This is a genomic window from Fictibacillus sp. UD, from assembly GCF_043558025.1.
GTDB lineage: Bacteria > Bacillota > Bacilli > Bacillales > Fictibacillaceae > Fictibacillus.
Window position 1 is genome coordinate 364954 of record NZ_JARUHH010000001.1, and the last position, 14480, is coordinate 379433.

At 37.7% G+C, this 14480-nt stretch carries 16 protein-coding genes and 1 riboswitch; of the genes, 14 read left to right on the forward strand and 2 right to left on the reverse strand.

Annotation, left to right across the window (positions count from 1 at the left end):
* The first annotated feature begins 114 nt into the window (after window positions 1–114).
* Window positions 115–525, forward strand: a complete 411-nt coding sequence (locus P8610_RS01830) for a hypothetical protein (protein ID WP_289495047.1) — start codon at window positions 115–117, stop codon at window positions 523–525.
* Window positions 526–541: 16 nt separating this feature from the next.
* Here P8610_RS01830 and P8610_RS01835 read toward each other — a convergent pair whose 3' ends face one another.
* Window positions 542–685 carry a sporulation histidine kinase inhibitor Sda gene (locus tag P8610_RS01835; protein ID WP_197133330.1) on the reverse strand — a complete coding sequence of 48 codons (144 nt, stop codon included), beginning with the start codon at window positions 683–685 and terminating at the stop codon, window positions 542–544.
* A 675-nt stretch (window positions 686–1360) separates the two neighbouring features.
* On the opposite strand from P8610_RS01835, the gene P8610_RS01840 reads away from it, so the two are divergent.
* From P8610_RS01840 to P8610_RS01875, 8 genes are read left to right on the forward strand one after another with little or no spacing between them, the layout of a single operon-like run.
* Window positions 1361–1885, forward strand: coding sequence for a YqeG family HAD IIIA-type phosphatase (locus P8610_RS01840; protein ID WP_289495048.1), 525 nt, complete (start codon window positions 1361–1363; stop codon window positions 1883–1885).
* The gene (yqeH, locus tag P8610_RS01845) at window positions 1882–2985 is read left to right on the forward strand and encodes a ribosome biogenesis GTPase YqeH (protein WP_394603095.1); all 1104 of its coding nucleotides are present in this window, start codon (window positions 1882–1884) and stop codon (window positions 2983–2985) included. Before P8610_RS01840 ends, yqeH begins: the two co-directional genes overlap by 4 nt.
* Window positions 2986–3000: 15 nt before the next feature.
* Window positions 3001–3828, forward strand: a complete 828-nt coding sequence (gene aroE / locus P8610_RS01850) for a shikimate dehydrogenase (protein WP_394602887.1) — start codon at window positions 3001–3003, stop codon at window positions 3826–3828.
* A gap of 2 nt (window positions 3829–3830) precedes the next feature.
* Window positions 3831–4121, forward strand: a complete 291-nt coding sequence (gene yhbY / locus P8610_RS01855; RefSeq protein ID WP_289495050.1) for a ribosome assembly RNA-binding protein YhbY — start codon at window positions 3831–3833, stop codon at window positions 4119–4121.
* A gap of 15 nt (window positions 4122–4136) precedes the next feature.
* Window positions 4137–4721, forward strand: coding sequence for a nicotinate-nucleotide adenylyltransferase (locus tag P8610_RS01860; protein WP_394602888.1), 585 nt, complete (start codon window positions 4137–4139; stop codon window positions 4719–4721).
* Window positions 4708–5274, forward strand: coding sequence for a bis(5'-nucleosyl)-tetraphosphatase (symmetrical) YqeK (gene yqeK, locus P8610_RS01865; protein WP_394602889.1), 567 nt, complete (start codon window positions 4708–4710; stop codon window positions 5272–5274). The genes P8610_RS01860 and yqeK overlap by 14 nt, the downstream gene beginning before the upstream one ends.
* 20 nt (window positions 5275–5294) lie before the next feature.
* Window positions 5295–5663, forward strand: a complete 369-nt coding sequence (gene rsfS, locus P8610_RS01870) for a ribosome silencing factor (protein ID WP_066237716.1) — start codon at window positions 5295–5297, stop codon at window positions 5661–5663.
* Window positions 5664–6404, forward strand: a complete 741-nt coding sequence (locus P8610_RS01875; RefSeq protein WP_394602890.1) for a class I SAM-dependent DNA methyltransferase — start codon at window positions 5664–5666, stop codon at window positions 6402–6404. It abuts the gene before it with no gap.
* A gap of 24 nt (window positions 6405–6428) precedes the next feature.
* Here the strand turns inward: P8610_RS01875 and P8610_RS01880 are convergent, their stop codons facing one another.
* Window positions 6429–6575: a hypothetical protein gene (locus P8610_RS01880; RefSeq protein ID WP_394602891.1), complete on the reverse strand. Its 147-nt coding sequence runs from the start codon at window positions 6573–6575 to the stop codon at window positions 6429–6431.
* A gap of 345 nt (window positions 6576–6920) precedes the next feature.
* Here P8610_RS01880 and P8610_RS01885 point away from each other — a divergent pair, with 345 nt between their 5' ends.
* The 5 genes from P8610_RS01885 to P8610_RS01905 all read left to right on the forward strand — a co-directional run bounded on the left by P8610_RS01885 (window position 6921) and on the right by P8610_RS01905 (window position 14452).
* Window positions 6921–8255 (forward strand): sigma-54 interaction domain-containing protein, encoded by a 1335-nt coding sequence (locus P8610_RS01885; protein ID WP_394603096.1) that lies wholly within the window; start codon window positions 6921–6923, stop codon window positions 8253–8255.
* Between the two features lie 315 nt (window positions 8256–8570).
* Window positions 8571–9965, forward strand: coding sequence for a GntP family permease (locus tag P8610_RS01890; RefSeq protein WP_394602892.1), 1395 nt, complete (start codon window positions 8571–8573; stop codon window positions 9963–9965).
* Between the two features lie 29 nt (window positions 9966–9994).
* A complete protein-coding gene (locus P8610_RS01895) occupies window positions 9995–10780 on the forward strand; it encodes a 3-hydroxybutyrate dehydrogenase (RefSeq protein ID WP_394602893.1) in 786 nt (261 codons plus the stop codon).
* Between the two features lie 66 nt (window positions 10781–10846).
* Window positions 10847–11052: riboswitch (cobalamin riboswitch) on the forward strand.
* A gap of 126 nt (window positions 11053–11178) precedes the next feature.
* Window positions 11179–13410, forward strand: coding sequence for a ribonucleoside-diphosphate reductase subunit alpha (locus P8610_RS01900; protein ID WP_394602894.1), 2232 nt, complete (start codon window positions 11179–11181; stop codon window positions 13408–13410).
* Entirely contained in the window at window positions 13400–14452 is a 1053-nt protein-coding gene (locus P8610_RS01905; protein ID WP_394602895.1) for a ribonucleotide-diphosphate reductase subunit beta, read from the forward strand. The genes P8610_RS01900 and P8610_RS01905 overlap by 11 nt, the downstream gene beginning before the upstream one ends.
* Window positions 14453–14480: the final 28 nt, after the last annotated feature.

Here is a 14480-nt window from a genome sequence, read left to right on the forward strand (position 1 = left end):
TTTCCGTTTTAGCAAATAGTTTACTAAGCAGAAACTCTCTCGTTCACATTAGATTTATTAACTCTTGAATATCCTTCCCAAAAAATACCTAACCTATTTGAGAGGTGAATGATAATGAGACTATTTCATATATACGGATTACTTTTGATTTTGTTTCAATTAACAGGATGTTTAAATGATTCTGTATATAAAAAAGAAGAAGGAAGCCCTGGTTTTCAGCCAAGAGAATATTATAGGAAACACATAAGTTTTTCCGATACAGGTGTTTTTAACGCTTCGTCGCTTGCCGAAGAAATGAAAAGAGAAATAACAAAAGACAAACATATCAAACATGCGATTGTGCTAAAAGATCAAGAAAAATATGTAGTCGCGATAAAAGTAAAAGCTTATCATCATAAAGAAGCAGAAGCATTGAGTAAGAAGTATAAGCAGTTCTGGGAAGAAAAATGGAGAATTCCTGTTGAAATTACTTTTTCACCAGGGGATTACCGAAAAGCAGAGAAGATGCTAGCCACAAAAAAATAGAGCGTACGTATACGCTCTACATTAAAACTTGCTGTAATCTAGCATGAAGTGATCTTCTGTCAATCTCTTTCTTTATAAGTAAAATAAAGTCTTTGCTAAGTTTCAGTTCTCTTGCCTTTAAGTAGGATTCAATCAACAGGTCGTCCGAAAGTTTTTCCATAATATAGCCCTCACGAAGCGGCATGGTCACCTCCTGTTTTTTATAAAAAAATGATGGAACAGCTATTCTAAATTCGTATAAAAGTCATAAAATGTTAGGTTGATGTTTTATGTACTTGCTTTATGTATTTGAAGCTTACCATGTATTGTAAAAAGGAACAACCGTTCGTTTATCCACAGTGTTTGGTGGATAAGTTGTGGGTAAAATGTTAACATCTTAAAGAAAGATAACTGATACCAAGGTGAATAATGTGTATAAGATTATCCACATTGTTGGGTAGGGGAACAATTTGTCGAAAACTTTTTTATTATTTTAAATAATGCTCTTTTCTTAAGGCTGTTTTCGGATTTTATGTTGAGCTTTGAAAGTAGTGATTTCCGCCAGGTTTTTCGCTTTCAACTTTTCAATGAAGAACAAGAAAAAAGAATTTCTTAAAAAAGATCTTTTAGAAGTTGCTCTTTTAAAGTAATCCTTTTAGGTGTGGTGTGCCACATACAAAACAATCATCTTGTCCAGGAAGCGCATGAACAAAAATAATGTTCTGTATTTCATATTTGAATTCTTACTAATAGCAAACGTCACGAAAATACCCTAAAATCGGGAAATGTAGAAAAATCGTTTGTACTTCCTTTCATTACTGGTAAAATAGAAACGTTCATAAGGAAATGTGAAGAGGTGCTTGAAATGTTAAAACATTTTTTGCCGGATCAGCATGTTCAAAATATATTGGACATTACACCGGAAATGTTAGTTGAACGAGGAGTTAAAGGGATTATCACAGATTTAGATAATACGCTTGTGGAATGGGATAGACCTGAAGCAACTCCCGAATTAATTAAATGGTTTACTTCTATTAAAGAAAAAGGAATCTTGATTACCATCGTATCGAATAACACACAGCATAGAGTGAAAAGTTTCTCAGACCCTGTGGGGATCCCGTTTATCTATAGTGCAAGAAAGCCTATGACAAAAGCTTTTAAAAGAGCTCTAAAGGATATGAAGTTAAAAAATGAGGAAGTTGTTGTAATTGGTGATCAGCTTCTTACTGACGTATTAGGCGGAAACCGATTAGGGCTGCATACCATTCTAGTTGTACCTGTTGCTAGCAGTGACGGGTTCTGGACAAGGTTTAACAGAAAGATCGAACGCATTATATTGTCTTGGATGAAAAGAAAAGGCATGTTGCATTGGGAGGAATAAGTTTGGAACAAATAAAATGTGTGGGCTGCGGAGTCTCCATACAAACAGAGGACAAAGAAGCGCTCGGATACGCACCTCTTTCAGCACTAACGAAAGAGCTGCCTATCTGCCAGCGCTGTTTTCGTTTAAAACACTATAATGAGATTCATGACGTTAGTTTAACAGATGATGATTATCGTAAAATTGTCTCTAGTATTGGTGATGAAGATGCGCTTGTCGTAAAAATTGTAGATATCTTTGATTTTAGTGGAAGCTGGCTACCTGGGTTACATCGATATGCAGGCAAAAATCCGATACTTCTTGTAGGGAACAAACTTGATTTACTGCCAAAATCAGTAAATCCTAATAAAGTCATTCATTGGATGAAGAAAGAAGCGAAAGAACTGGGATTAAAGCCAATTGATGTCCAGTTGATTTCAGCAGAAAAGGGTTACGGAATTGAAGAATTAGCAGAAGCTATCGATCATTACCGTCAAGGAAAAGATGTGTATGTTGTAGGTTGTACGAATACAGGTAAATCTACATTTATTAACCGATTGATTAAGCAGTATGGAGAAGATGCTGCTGATTTTATTACAACTTCTCATTTCCCGGGCACAACTCTTGATCTCATTGATATTCCGCTTGATGGAAGAAGTCACATGTATGATACTCCAGGAATCATAAATCACCATCAGATGGCACATTATGTTTCTAAAAAAGAACTGAATATCATCATGCCGAAAAAAGAGATAAAGCCGATGGTGTTTCAACTAAACGAAATGCAGACGTTGTTCTTTGGCGGACTTGCGAGAATGGATTATGTAAAAGGCGGAAAACAATCCTTTGTCTGTCATTTCTCTAACCATCTAAACATCCATCGAACCAAAACAGAAAAAGCAGACGAGCTTTATGAAAACCACTTGGGTGATATGCTAGCTCCACCAGAAGACGTTACAAACTTCCCTAAGCTTAAACGCTATGAATTCATGATTAAAGAAAGTAAAACTGACGTTGTGATCTCAGGACTAGGTTGGGTTACGTTTCCGGAAGCAGGAGCAAAAGTTGTTTTTCATGCTCCTGAAGGTGTAGCGGTCACTGTTCGTAAATCCTTAATTTAAGGAGGATCTTTCATAATGATAAAAGCACTTGTAATCGGAGATCCAATAGAACATTCTTTGTCACCGGTTATGCATAATGAAGCTTTTAAGCATACGGGAATCTCTGGAATATATGAAAAACAAAGAGTGAAGTCAGAGGATTTAGAAGTTTTTATTAATAAGCTTAAAGAAAGCAACTACGCTGGATGTAATGTAACCATTCCACATAAAGTATCCATTCTTCCTTTTTTGGATGAGGTTGATGAAGAAGCGAGAGAGATTGGTGCTGTTAATACCGTCGTAAACAACGGCGGAAAATTGATTGGATATAATACAGACGGTAAAGGCTTTTTACTAAGTTTAAAGGATAAAATCAGTAAACCTCTTTCAGAACTTAACGTATTGCTAATTGGTGCAGGTGGTGCAGCACGTTCGATTTGTTACGCATTAAAAAAAGAAAACCCAAAACAGTTAGCTATTGCTAATCGTTCAGAGGGACGGCTTCAATCTCTATTAAACGACCTAAAAGATGAGCGTATAGAAGGGTTGTCTTTACAAAGGGCAGAAAAAGTTCTTGAACGGTTTGACGTACTGATAAATACGACTAACGCAGGGATGTACCCTGAGATGGATTCTGTCCCTTTAAAGCTAGCTCATTTGAAGGAAGAGGCAGTTGTATGTGACATTGTATACAATCCTCTCGTCACGAAATGGTTAGAAGAAGCAAAAGCTAGAGGTGCTGTTACAGATAATGGTGTTTCAATGCTCGTCATGCAAGGAGCAATGGCTTTTGAAAAATGGACAGGTATTTTTCCTGACACAAATAAAATGAAACAAATTGTTATTGAACAACTTAGGAGGTAACTATGCTTACAGGTAAACAAAAACGCTTTTTGCGTTCCAAGGCGCATCATATTCAACCCATTTTTCAAGTTGGTAAAGGTGGGGTAAATTCAAATTTAGTCAAGCAAGTTGAAGAAGCATTAGAAGCTAGAGAGTTAATTAAAGTAAGTGTTTTGCAAAACTGTGATGAAGATAAAGATACAGTAGCATCAGAACTATCTAGTGGATCTAAGGCTCAATTGGTACAAGTAATCGGCAGTACAATCGTGCTATACAAAGAATCCGTTAATCAGAAACGCATTGAACTCCCTTAAGGAGTGAAAAAAAGAATGGAAAAGCAGATCGGGCTTTTTGGTGGAACTTTCAATCCGCCGCACATCGGACACTTGCTCATTGCCGAAGAAGCATTGGTACAGTTGAATTTAGATGAAGTGTGGTGGATGCCTTCATCTAAACCACCTCACAAAGAGAAAGACGTCGAAGTACCAGATGAACAGCGTATTGAAATGGTAAGAAGAGCAATTGGTAACAATAATCAATTTTCCCTTTCTTTACTTGAGTTTGAGAGAAGTGGTCCTTCATATACTATTGATACGATACGACTTCTCACCCATAAATATCCGCATATAAAATTCACTTTCATTATGGGTGGAGATATGGTTCATTCATTAAGCAGCTGGCATGAAATTGATGAGTTAAAAAATCTTGTTCAATTTGCAGGTGTCGGACGTGCAGGATACCCCATTGACCAACATTGGGAAAGGTATTCGGTAAAACATGTAGAAATACCTATTATTGAGATCTCTTCTTCTTTCATACGTTCAAGATCAAGATCTGGGGGAAACATCCGTTATTATGTCTCGGATGAGGTATGGAAATATGTTAAGGAGAACCATCTTTATGGAACGAACTGAAGCACTTGAAATTGTTAAGAAGCAGCTTACTGACCACCGCTTTATTCATACGTTAGGCGTAGAAGAAACGAGTATCCTTTTAGCGAATAAATTTGGCGCGGACCCAAAGAAAGCTGAAACTGCTGCGATCTTTCATGATTACGCTAAATTCCGTCCAAAGGATGAAATGAGAGAGATCGTTCGAAATGAGGGACTTCCTCAAGACCTTCTTCTATATGGCAGTGAAGTATTGCATGCACCAGTTGGCGCATTTTTAGTTAAAAAAGAAGTAGGAATTGCAGATCCGGAAATCTTAAATGCGATTTATTATCATACAACGGGTAAAGAAAATATGACAATACTCGAAAAAGTGATCTTTCTAGCTGATTATATTGAACCTAACCGTCAATTTCCCGGCGTTGAAGCTGTTAGAGAACTGGCGCAGGTAAATTTGGATCAAGCCTGTTTAATGGCAGTTAAGAATACGATAGGATTTTTAATGAAACAGAATCAAAAAATCTACCCACTCACGTTTGAAACGTATAACGGATTGCTTCAAGAAATTAAACAATAATTTTAGGAGGAGTGCACTGGATGAACGTAAAAGAACTTATGGAATTGGTAGTAAGAACGGCAGATGATAAGAGAGCAGAAAACATTGCTGTTTTGGATATGGAAGGAATCTCACTCGTTGCGGATTACTTTGTTATCTGTCACGGTAATTCAGAAAAACAAGTTCAGGCCATTTCAAAGGAACTGAAGGATGTTGCTTTAGAAAATGATATTCAAATTCGCCGCATGGAAGGCTACGATCATGCTCGCTGGGTATTGATTGACTTAGCTAATATCGTCGTTCATGTATTTCATCGTGATGACCGCAGTTACTATAATTTAGAAAAACTTTGGGGAGATGCTAACAAAGTTGATGTAGATGCTATCCTTGCCCCTCAACAGAACTTATAAATGAGCTACCAGCAATTTGCATACCTTTATGATGAATTAATGGAGGATGCTCCTTATTCGGATTGGCTTTCTTTTGTAAAAGCGTCTGTATCAAAATATCTTAAGGATGGAACACGTTTTTTAGACGTGGGCTGCGGAACCGGCTCATTGACTATACTCTTAGCAAAAGAGGGCTTTAATGTAACTGGAGTGGATCTTTCATCAGACATGCTAATGGTCGCTAGAGAAAAAGCAGAAGCTGAAAAAGTTTCAATCTCTCTCTTTCAACAGGATATGAGGGATTTAGAAGGATTAGGCTCCTTCGACTGTGTGACGATACTATGTGATTCGCTTAACTACATTTTAACAGAAGAAGATGTAAAACGTACCTTTCTTTCAGCAGGAAATCATCTTAAAGCTGGAGGACTTCTGCTGTTCGATGTTCATTCTATACATAAGATCAACGAAATCTTTATAGGACAAACCTTTGGAAGTAACGAAGAGAAGCTCTCTTACATATGGCAGTGCTATCAAGGTGAATTTGAAAATAGTGTGGAACATGATTTATCCTTTTTTATTCAAAACGGAACCAAGTATGATCGATATGACGAACTTCATATGCAGCGAACATTCTCAGTAGAAGACTATTCAAGATGGTTACTAGAATGCGGCTACGACCTATTAAATGTTTCAGCTGATTTTAAACCTGAAGATCCATCAGATGAAAGTGAACGTATTTTATTCGCTGCGAAGAAAAGATAATAGTTTAGACTTTTTTAAATTGTTTTATTTGAAGCTATCATTGTTGTTTTTGAAAGTAATTGATTTCCGTTTCAGGTGCTTCGCTTTCCGCGGGGCAGGCGGTGAGCCACATTCGTAACGTTTCACTCTTAAGTGTCTCACCTGCCCGCCTGTCCCGCAGGAGTCTCGCACCCTACACTTCAATCAACAATCATAGAAGACAACATTTGAAAGCAGCAATCTTTTAGATAAGGGCTCTTTTCATAATCAATGCTTTTTTGAAAGTAGTTGATTTCCGTTTCTGGTTCCTCGCTTTCTGCAGGACAGGCGGTGAGCTACATTCGTACGTTCCACTCTAAGTGTCTCACCAATCTAGTTGGCTACAAGTTTTAAATATGAAGAGAGTCAATTCTTAAAAGACAGCCTAAGTGCTGTCTTTTATTGTAGGAAACGTTACAATACCATTAAAGAGTATTAGTTTTTTACAGAAATAGGGTGGATATATTTGTTAGTTCAAGATCCGTTATTTAAAAAAACATTTTAGAGACGATTATTGATAGCGCTTACGAATGGATTGTAGTCGTTGATCATGAAGGCATCGTCCGCTATATGAATAAGACATATTGTAAGTTCTTAGGTGAGGATCCTCAAGAAGTTATTGGCAAACATGTAACAAATGTTATTGAAAATACAAGAATGGACAAAGCGGTTTTACAGGGTAAGGTAGAAATTGCTGATCTGCAATTCATTCGAGGCAACTACATGATTGCTAATAGAATTCCCATCTTTAATGAGGGGAAAGTAATAGGCGCAGTCGGAACAGTGATCTTTAGAGACACTGAACAATGGAAAAAGATGAACTCTCATATTAAAGCTTTGCTTCATGAGCTGAATTTTTATAAAAATGAGTGGGAAGAAATCAATGGAGCATCTTATACATTAAATGATTTTGCTGGAACATCTGCTGAAGTTGAAAAAATAAAAAAACATGTAAAAAACATTGCTAGTGGTGATTTATCTGTATTGATTCGGGGTGAAAGCGGAACGGGTAAGGAATTACTGGCTCATAGCATTCATCAGTTAAGCGAAAGAAGTGCAAAACCGTTCATAAAGCTCAATTGTGGCGCGGTACCTGAGCATTTATTTGAGTCGGAATTATTCGGTTATTCAGAAGGCGCTTTTACGGGAGCAAAAAAAGGCGGGAAATTAGGAAAGTTTCAGCTTGCAGATGGGGGAACATTATTTTTAGATGAAATTGGGGATCTCCCTCAAAGTATGCAGATCAAGCTGCTTCGTGTACTTCAAGAGAAAGAGGTAGAGCCTGTTGGTGCTGTACATACTCAGAAGGTAAATGTTAGAGTGATCGCAGCCACAAACCGTCCTCTTGAAAAGCTAATTATGGAAAACAAATTTCGGGAAGATCTATTCTATCGTATTAATGTGCTACAGATTAAGGTACCTCCTCTTCGTGAACGAAAAGAAGATATTTGGCCTTTGGCAGAAAATTTTATAGTGATGAATTGCAAAGTGACAGGTAAAAGAATCCTCAGTATTGATGATGATGTAAAAGAAGCTTTTCTAGAATATGAATGGCCTGGAAATGCTAGAGAACTTAAAAATTTCGTAGAAGCAGCTATTCAGCTTACACTGAGTGATCGATTGACGATTGATTCTTTTCCGGATTTTCTAAAAGAAAAATTAGGTGTACATAAAACAGTAATGACACTTAAAGAACATGTGCAAGAAACAGAAAGGAACGTTATCTCTTATTATCTAGAGAAGATGAATGGTGATATTAAGAGTGTCGCTCAACAACTAGGTATAGGGAAGACAAATTTGTACGATAAAATCAAAAAGTACAATATTCGTTAATTCGCACTCATCTTCCGGAAAAACGGAATCACTTTCCGTTTTTCCGGAATTATTCATAATGTTAATAAAATGAATAGATTAGTAGCTTTGGAAACATTCTTTACAGCAATATTTATTTTTGCAAGAAACTTTATTAGCTTAATGTTCCGCTTTTTCGGAAAAAATGCTTTACTGTGACCTGAATAAAGGAATTTTCATGTTGGCATGGAACTTGCATTACATTACGGGGTGTAGTTTATAAGGAAAGGTGCTGATGCCACAGTAAAATGAAAGCGCTTCAAAGGATACGAGAACGTAAGAAATGGGGGAATAGAAATGGACATTATTATTATTTTATTGGCATTATTTTTCTTAATGTTTGTAGCGTATAGAGGATTTAGTGTTATCTTATTTGCACCGATTGCAGCACTTTTTGCTGTGCTGCTAACAGAACCAGGACATGTACTTCCGTTTTTCTCTGGGGTTTTTATGGAGAAGATGGTTGGATTCATTAAGCTATACTTTCCAGTCTTCTTATTAGGAGCAATATTCGGAAAGGTTATTGAGATGTCAGGGTTTGCAAAATCCATTACGCAGTTTGTTATCAAATTGATCGGACCATCCAGAGCGATGCTTGCTATTGTGCTCGTTGGAGCCATTCTAACTTACGGAGGCGTATCATTATTCGTAGTTGCCTTTGCTCTTTATCCGTTCGCAGCAGAACTCTTTAGACTGGCAAATATTCCAAAAAGACTTATACCTGGAACCATCGCGTTAGGTGCTTTTACCTTTACGATGGATGCTTTTCCAGGCAGTCCTCAGATTCAGAATATCATCCCAACGTCATTCTTTGGAACGACAACATGGGCAGCGCCGTGGCTTGGCTTTATTGGGGGAATGTTTGTCTTTATTATTGGTATGGTTTACTTGGAATGGAGACGAAGACAAGCGGCAGCAAAGGGAGAAGGCTATGGGACGGGGCACAGCAACGAGCCTGAAAAACTAGAGTCTGAAAACCTTCCGAACGCATTTATTGCGATCCTTCCACTCATTTTGGTAGGAGTCTTCAACAAATGGTTCACGGTTCTTATTCCTAAGTATTACGGAACAACTTTTGACTTTTCTGCCATTGGTATGAAGAATGTACCCGCGATCCAGATTCCGACACTTGCTGCAGTTTGGGCAGTTGAAGGTGCATTGATTATTGGTATCGTTACGGTACTTCTGTTCTCATTTAAAAGAATTAAAAACAACTTTAATAAAGGTATCAACTTATCGATTGGCGGTGCTTTGCTTGCCACTCTAAATACAGCATCAGAGTATGGGTTTGGGGGAGTAATTGCAGCACTTCCAGGTTTTACGGCAGTGAATACAGCCATGTCAAATACAATTAAAGATCCGTTAATAAATGAAGCAGTGACGACTACAACTTTAGCTGGGATTACAGGATCAGCCTCAGGCGGTATGAGTATAGCGCTCGCAACAATGAGTGAAACGTATATCGCACAAGCGAATAAATTAGGCATTGATCCAGAAGTCCTTCACCGTGTTGCTTCTATGGCGAGCGGCGGGATGGATACTCTTCCTCACAATGGAGCCGTAATTACACTGTTAGCTGTTACAGGATTAACTCATAAACAGGCTTATATTGATATTTTCGCAATGACAATTATTAAAACAGTAGCTGTATTTGTCATTATTGGACTTTACTATGGTCTTGGTATCGTATAAGAATTATGAAAGAAAAGGAGTAGTCATTCATGAGATCCTTCGTAGAAAAAAAAGTTGTTTTTATTACTGGAGCTGCAAGCGGGATCGGGCTGCAATTAGCTAAAGCGTTTGCTGAACAAGGTGCAAAGGTCGTAATCAGTGACCTTAATGATGAGAAGGCAAAAGAGTCAGCTGAAGTTTTGGTACGTAATGGCCATGATGCCATCGGGCTAGGGTGCAATGTTACAAAAGAGGAAGACATAACAAACGCATTGGATCAAGCTCTTCAACATTATAATCGGATTGATATCCTGATCAACAACGCTGGATTACAATACGTATCACCACTAGAAGAGTTCCCTACTGAAAAGTTTCAGCAGTTGATTTCTGTAATGCTTACTGCTCCTTTTATTGCTACAAAACATGTGTTTCCGATCATGAAAAAACAAGGGTTCGGACGGATTATCAACATGGCATCAATAAATGGATTAGTCGGTTTTGCTGGAAAATCCGCTTATAATAGTGCAAAGCATGGAGTAATCGGATTAACTAAAGTAGCAGCTTTAGAAGGTGCACCACATGGCATAACTGTTAATGCTGTTTGCCCTGGTTATGTTGATACACCCCTTGTAAGAGGGCAGCTTGAGGATCTTGCAAAAACTAGAAACGTTGAACTCGAAAAAGTTTTGGAAGAAGTGATCTATCCGCTTGTTCCTCAAAAACGCTTGCTTGATGTTCAAGAAATTGCCGATTATACCCTGTTTCTTTCTAGTGAAAATGCAAAAGGTGTTACAGGGCAGGCTATTGTGATTGATGGCGGATATGTGGCTCAATAAAAAAGAATAATTTTATAGATTTAATTGACATTTACTATATTTAGTGTCAGAGTAAATAATACAAACCTATATATGGAGAATTTAGGTGCCGGAAGTTTCCGGCTTAAAAGGGAATTCGGTGTAAAACCGAAGCTGTCCCCGCAACTGTAATTGTGGACGAAATGGAATAGCCACTGTACAGATTAGCTATAAGTATTATGGCTGCTGTATGGGAAGGCCCAAAGTAGGAAGAAGCAAAAGCCAGTAGACCTGCCTGAAATACTCCTATTTTCTTTTCCTCGGGGATTGGGAGAAAGAACAGTGACTGTATAAAGGTATTCTTGCAGCAATCACACGTTTCTTTCACCCTCTTCCTGATGGAAGGGGGTTTTTATTATGATTTAAGGAGTGTTTGAACAATGAAAATGACAGCTGCAAACTCTTTACTCGGGGAGTGGTTAAGAGAATGTGTCGAGAATTTCCCAGGAATAGAAGCGAAGGCATTTTTAGAAAGAGCTGAAAAACTAGAAAGTGAAACTGAAACAAACGATTCTGCATCTCTATTCAGACAATTAGTGATGGAAGCATTAAATGGTTTAACTGCAGAAGAACCTGATTGGACGTTTGTAGCGGCACAGATTTATTTGAGGCAGCTATATGAAGAAGTAAGACGTAACAGAGGAGAATTAGAGAATCCCCCCTATTCAAATCTGTGTGGATTAATTCAAAAATTAGTGGGCTTGAATATCTACGATTCTACGATCCTAACCTGTTATAATGAGCAAGAAATTGAAGAAGCTGAAAAAATGATAGATCCAGCTAAAGATAAGCTTTTTACATACATAGGGTTGAAAACGCTGGCTGACCGATATTTGGCAAAAGGGTTTGATAATGAGATTTATGAACTGCCTCAAGAACGGTGGATGCTGATTGCTTTGTATTTAATGAGAGACGAGGATAAAACGAATAGGCTTCAACAAGTGAAAGAAGCTTATTGGGCACTTTCTAATTTATATATGACGGTTGCAACCCCGACCCTAGCTAATGCAGGTAAAAGTTTTGGCCAGCTTAGCTCATGCTTTATTGATACGATCGACGACAGTCTTAGAGGGATTTTCGATTCGAATACCGATGCAGCAACCGTCTCTAAAGGCGGTGGAGGACTAGGAATCTATCTTGGTAAGATTCGTGCGAGAGGCTCAGATATTAAAGGATTTAAAGGGAATTCATCAGGTGTTATTCCATGGATGAAGCAGTTAAACAATACTGCAGTTTCTGTTGATCAACTAGGACAAAGGCAAGGAGCGATTGCCGTTTACCTAGATATATGGCATAAAGATATTTTAGAATTTTTAGATGCAAAGTTAAATAATGGTGATGAGCGAATGAGAACACATGACCTGTTTACAGGAGTATGTCTTCCGGATCTATTCATGGAACAAGTTGAGAAACGGGGAGAGTGGCATCTGTTTGATCCCCATGAAATAAGAAAGGTAAAGGGATACTCATTGGAGGATTTCTTTGACGAAACAAAGGGCATGGGAAGCTTCAGAGAAAAATATACGGAGTGTCTTGAAGACGATAGACTTTCTAAAAAATGTGTACCGGCAATTGAAATCATGAAACGTATCATGAAATCTCAGCTAGAGACGGGAACTCCTTTTATGTTTTATCGCGATACGGTCAACCGTTTAAATCCCAATACTCATCTAGGAATGATCTATGCTTCTAACCTGTGTACAGAGATTATGCAAAACATGTCCGCAACCGTCGTTTCTTCTGAAGAGACTGAAGATGGAGAAATTCTTATCAGAAAAACACCAGGAGATTTTGTGGTATGTAACTTATCGTCGCTTTCTCTCGCTAAGGTAATTCAAGATAATGTGTTAAAAAGAGTAATTGATATTCAGATCAGAATGCTCGATAATGTGATCAATCTTAACCGTATTGATGTACCTCAAGCAATGCTTACTAATCAAAAATACAGAGCAATAGGGGTAGGGACATTCGGATGGCATCATCTTCTTGCAAAAGAGGGGATCAAATGGGAAAGTGATGAAGCGGTATCTTATGCAGACAAACTTTATGAAATAATCAATTACTATGTAATAAGTGCTAGTTGTGAGCTCGCAAAAGAAAAAGGAAAGTATCCCGCATTTGATGGGTCAGACTGGGCCAATGGAGACTATTTTTTAAAGCGAGGGTATTCTTCTGAAGAGTGGGAGTGCTTAAAAGAAAGAGTAAGAGTGCACGGCTTAAGAAATGGATATCTTATTGCTGTTGCCCCAAATTCTTCTACGTCAATTATTGCAAATTCAACGCCTAGTGTTGATCCGATCTTTAAAAAGTTTTATTCAGAAGAAAAAAAGAATTATAAGATTCCAGTAACAGCACCCGATCTGAGTATTGAGACAACGTGGTTCTATAAATCTGCTTTTCTTATTGATCAAACTTGGAGTATCAAGCAGAATGCTGTAAGACAAAGACATGTGGATCAATCCATTTCGTTTAACCTTTATGTTAATCACAATATAAAAGCGAAAGAGCTGCTTGATCTGCATATGTTGAGCTTCCAAAAAGGGTTGAAGACTACCTATTATACGAGATCTACATCAATTGAGCTGGAAGGATGTGAAAGCTGTGAAAGTTAAAGCTGCCGAACATCTGCAGAAGAGAAAAATCTATGATGTGGAAGCGCCTAACGCTTCTACGGGTATTATCAATGGTAGAAGCTCTAATATACTGAACTGGGACGACGTAAGATACAAATGGGCATATCCGCTGTATAAAAATATGTTATCTAATTTTTGGACGCCTTTTGAGATCAATATGTCTAGCGACAGCAAACAATATGTAAATCTATCTGAAAAAGAGCAAGATACCTTTAATAAAATTATTGGATTGTTAGCTTTTTTAGATAGTGTACAAACCGATTATTCAAGCAGAGTAGCAGCCTATTTAACAGATTCGAGTCTAGCTGCACTCATGGCGACCCTATCTTTTCAAGAAGTCATTCATAATCAGTCGTATTCATACGTATTGTCTTCGTTGGTTCCTAAGGCGAAGCAAGATGAAATCTTTGAGTATTGGAAGACAGACGCTGTTCTAAGAGAACGCAACGATTTTATTGTGCAAGGCTATGAGGAGTTTCTTCATCACCCCAGCCCTGAAACATTTTTAAAGTCTATTATTTACGATGTGATTCTAGAAGGATTAAATTTTTATTCGGGATTCAGTTTTTTCTATAATTTAGCTAGAAATCAAAAGATGGTCTCTACTTCAACGATGATTAACTATATTAATAGAGATGAACAGCTGCACGTTTATTTATTCTGCCAAGTATTTAAAGCAGTCTTAGCTGAATATCCGCACTTGAAAGACGAAGAACTTGAGATGTTTGCTAAGAGTACTTTCAAAAAAGCTGCTGAGCTGGAAATTAAGTGGAGTAATTATATTATAGGAAATTCGTTCGATGGCATCCATGCTTCTGATTTAGAAGCGTATATTAAGTTTATGGCAAATAAACGTCTAAATGAGCTCGGGTTTGAAAAGATATATCCACAGCATAATAAAAACCCTCTTCCTTGGATCAAAGCATATTCTGATGTGAATGCTGGAAAAAGTGATTTTTTTGAGCAGAAATCGAGACAATACACTAAGGTATCTGATGAAAATGGGTTTGATGAACTATAAAAAGCCGGGAAATTCATTCCGGCTTTTT

Coding starts and splice junctions, on each gene's coding strand:
- P8610_RS01830 (WP_289495047.1), top strand. CDS start 115: ATGAGACTATTTCATATATACGGATTACTTTTGATTTTGTTTCAATTA.
- P8610_RS01835 (WP_197133330.1), bottom strand. CDS start 685: ATGGAAAAACTTTCGGACGACCTGTTGATTGAATCCTACTTAAAGGCA.
- aroE (WP_394602887.1), top strand. CDS start 3,001: ATGATAAAAGCACTTGTAATCGGAGATCCAATAGAACATTCTTTGTCA.
- yhbY (WP_289495050.1), top strand. CDS start 3,831: ATGCTTACAGGTAAACAAAAACGCTTTTTGCGTTCCAAGGCGCATCAT.
- P8610_RS01860 (WP_394602888.1), top strand. CDS start 4,137: ATGGAAAAGCAGATCGGGCTTTTTGGTGGAACTTTCAATCCGCCGCAC.
- yqeK (WP_394602889.1), top strand. CDS start 4,708: ATGGAACGAACTGAAGCACTTGAAATTGTTAAGAAGCAGCTTACTGAC.
- rsfS (WP_066237716.1), top strand. CDS start 5,295: ATGAACGTAAAAGAACTTATGGAATTGGTAGTAAGAACGGCAGATGAT.
- P8610_RS01875 (WP_394602890.1), top strand. CDS start 5,664: ATGAGCTACCAGCAATTTGCATACCTTTATGATGAATTAATGGAGGAT.
- P8610_RS01890 (WP_394602892.1), top strand. CDS start 8,571: ATGGACATTATTATTATTTTATTGGCATTATTTTTCTTAATGTTTGTA.
- P8610_RS01895 (WP_394602893.1), top strand. CDS start 9,995: ATGAGATCCTTCGTAGAAAAAAAAGTTGTTTTTATTACTGGAGCTGCA.
- P8610_RS01900 (WP_394602894.1), top strand. CDS start 11,179: ATGAAAATGACAGCTGCAAACTCTTTACTCGGGGAGTGGTTAAGAGAA.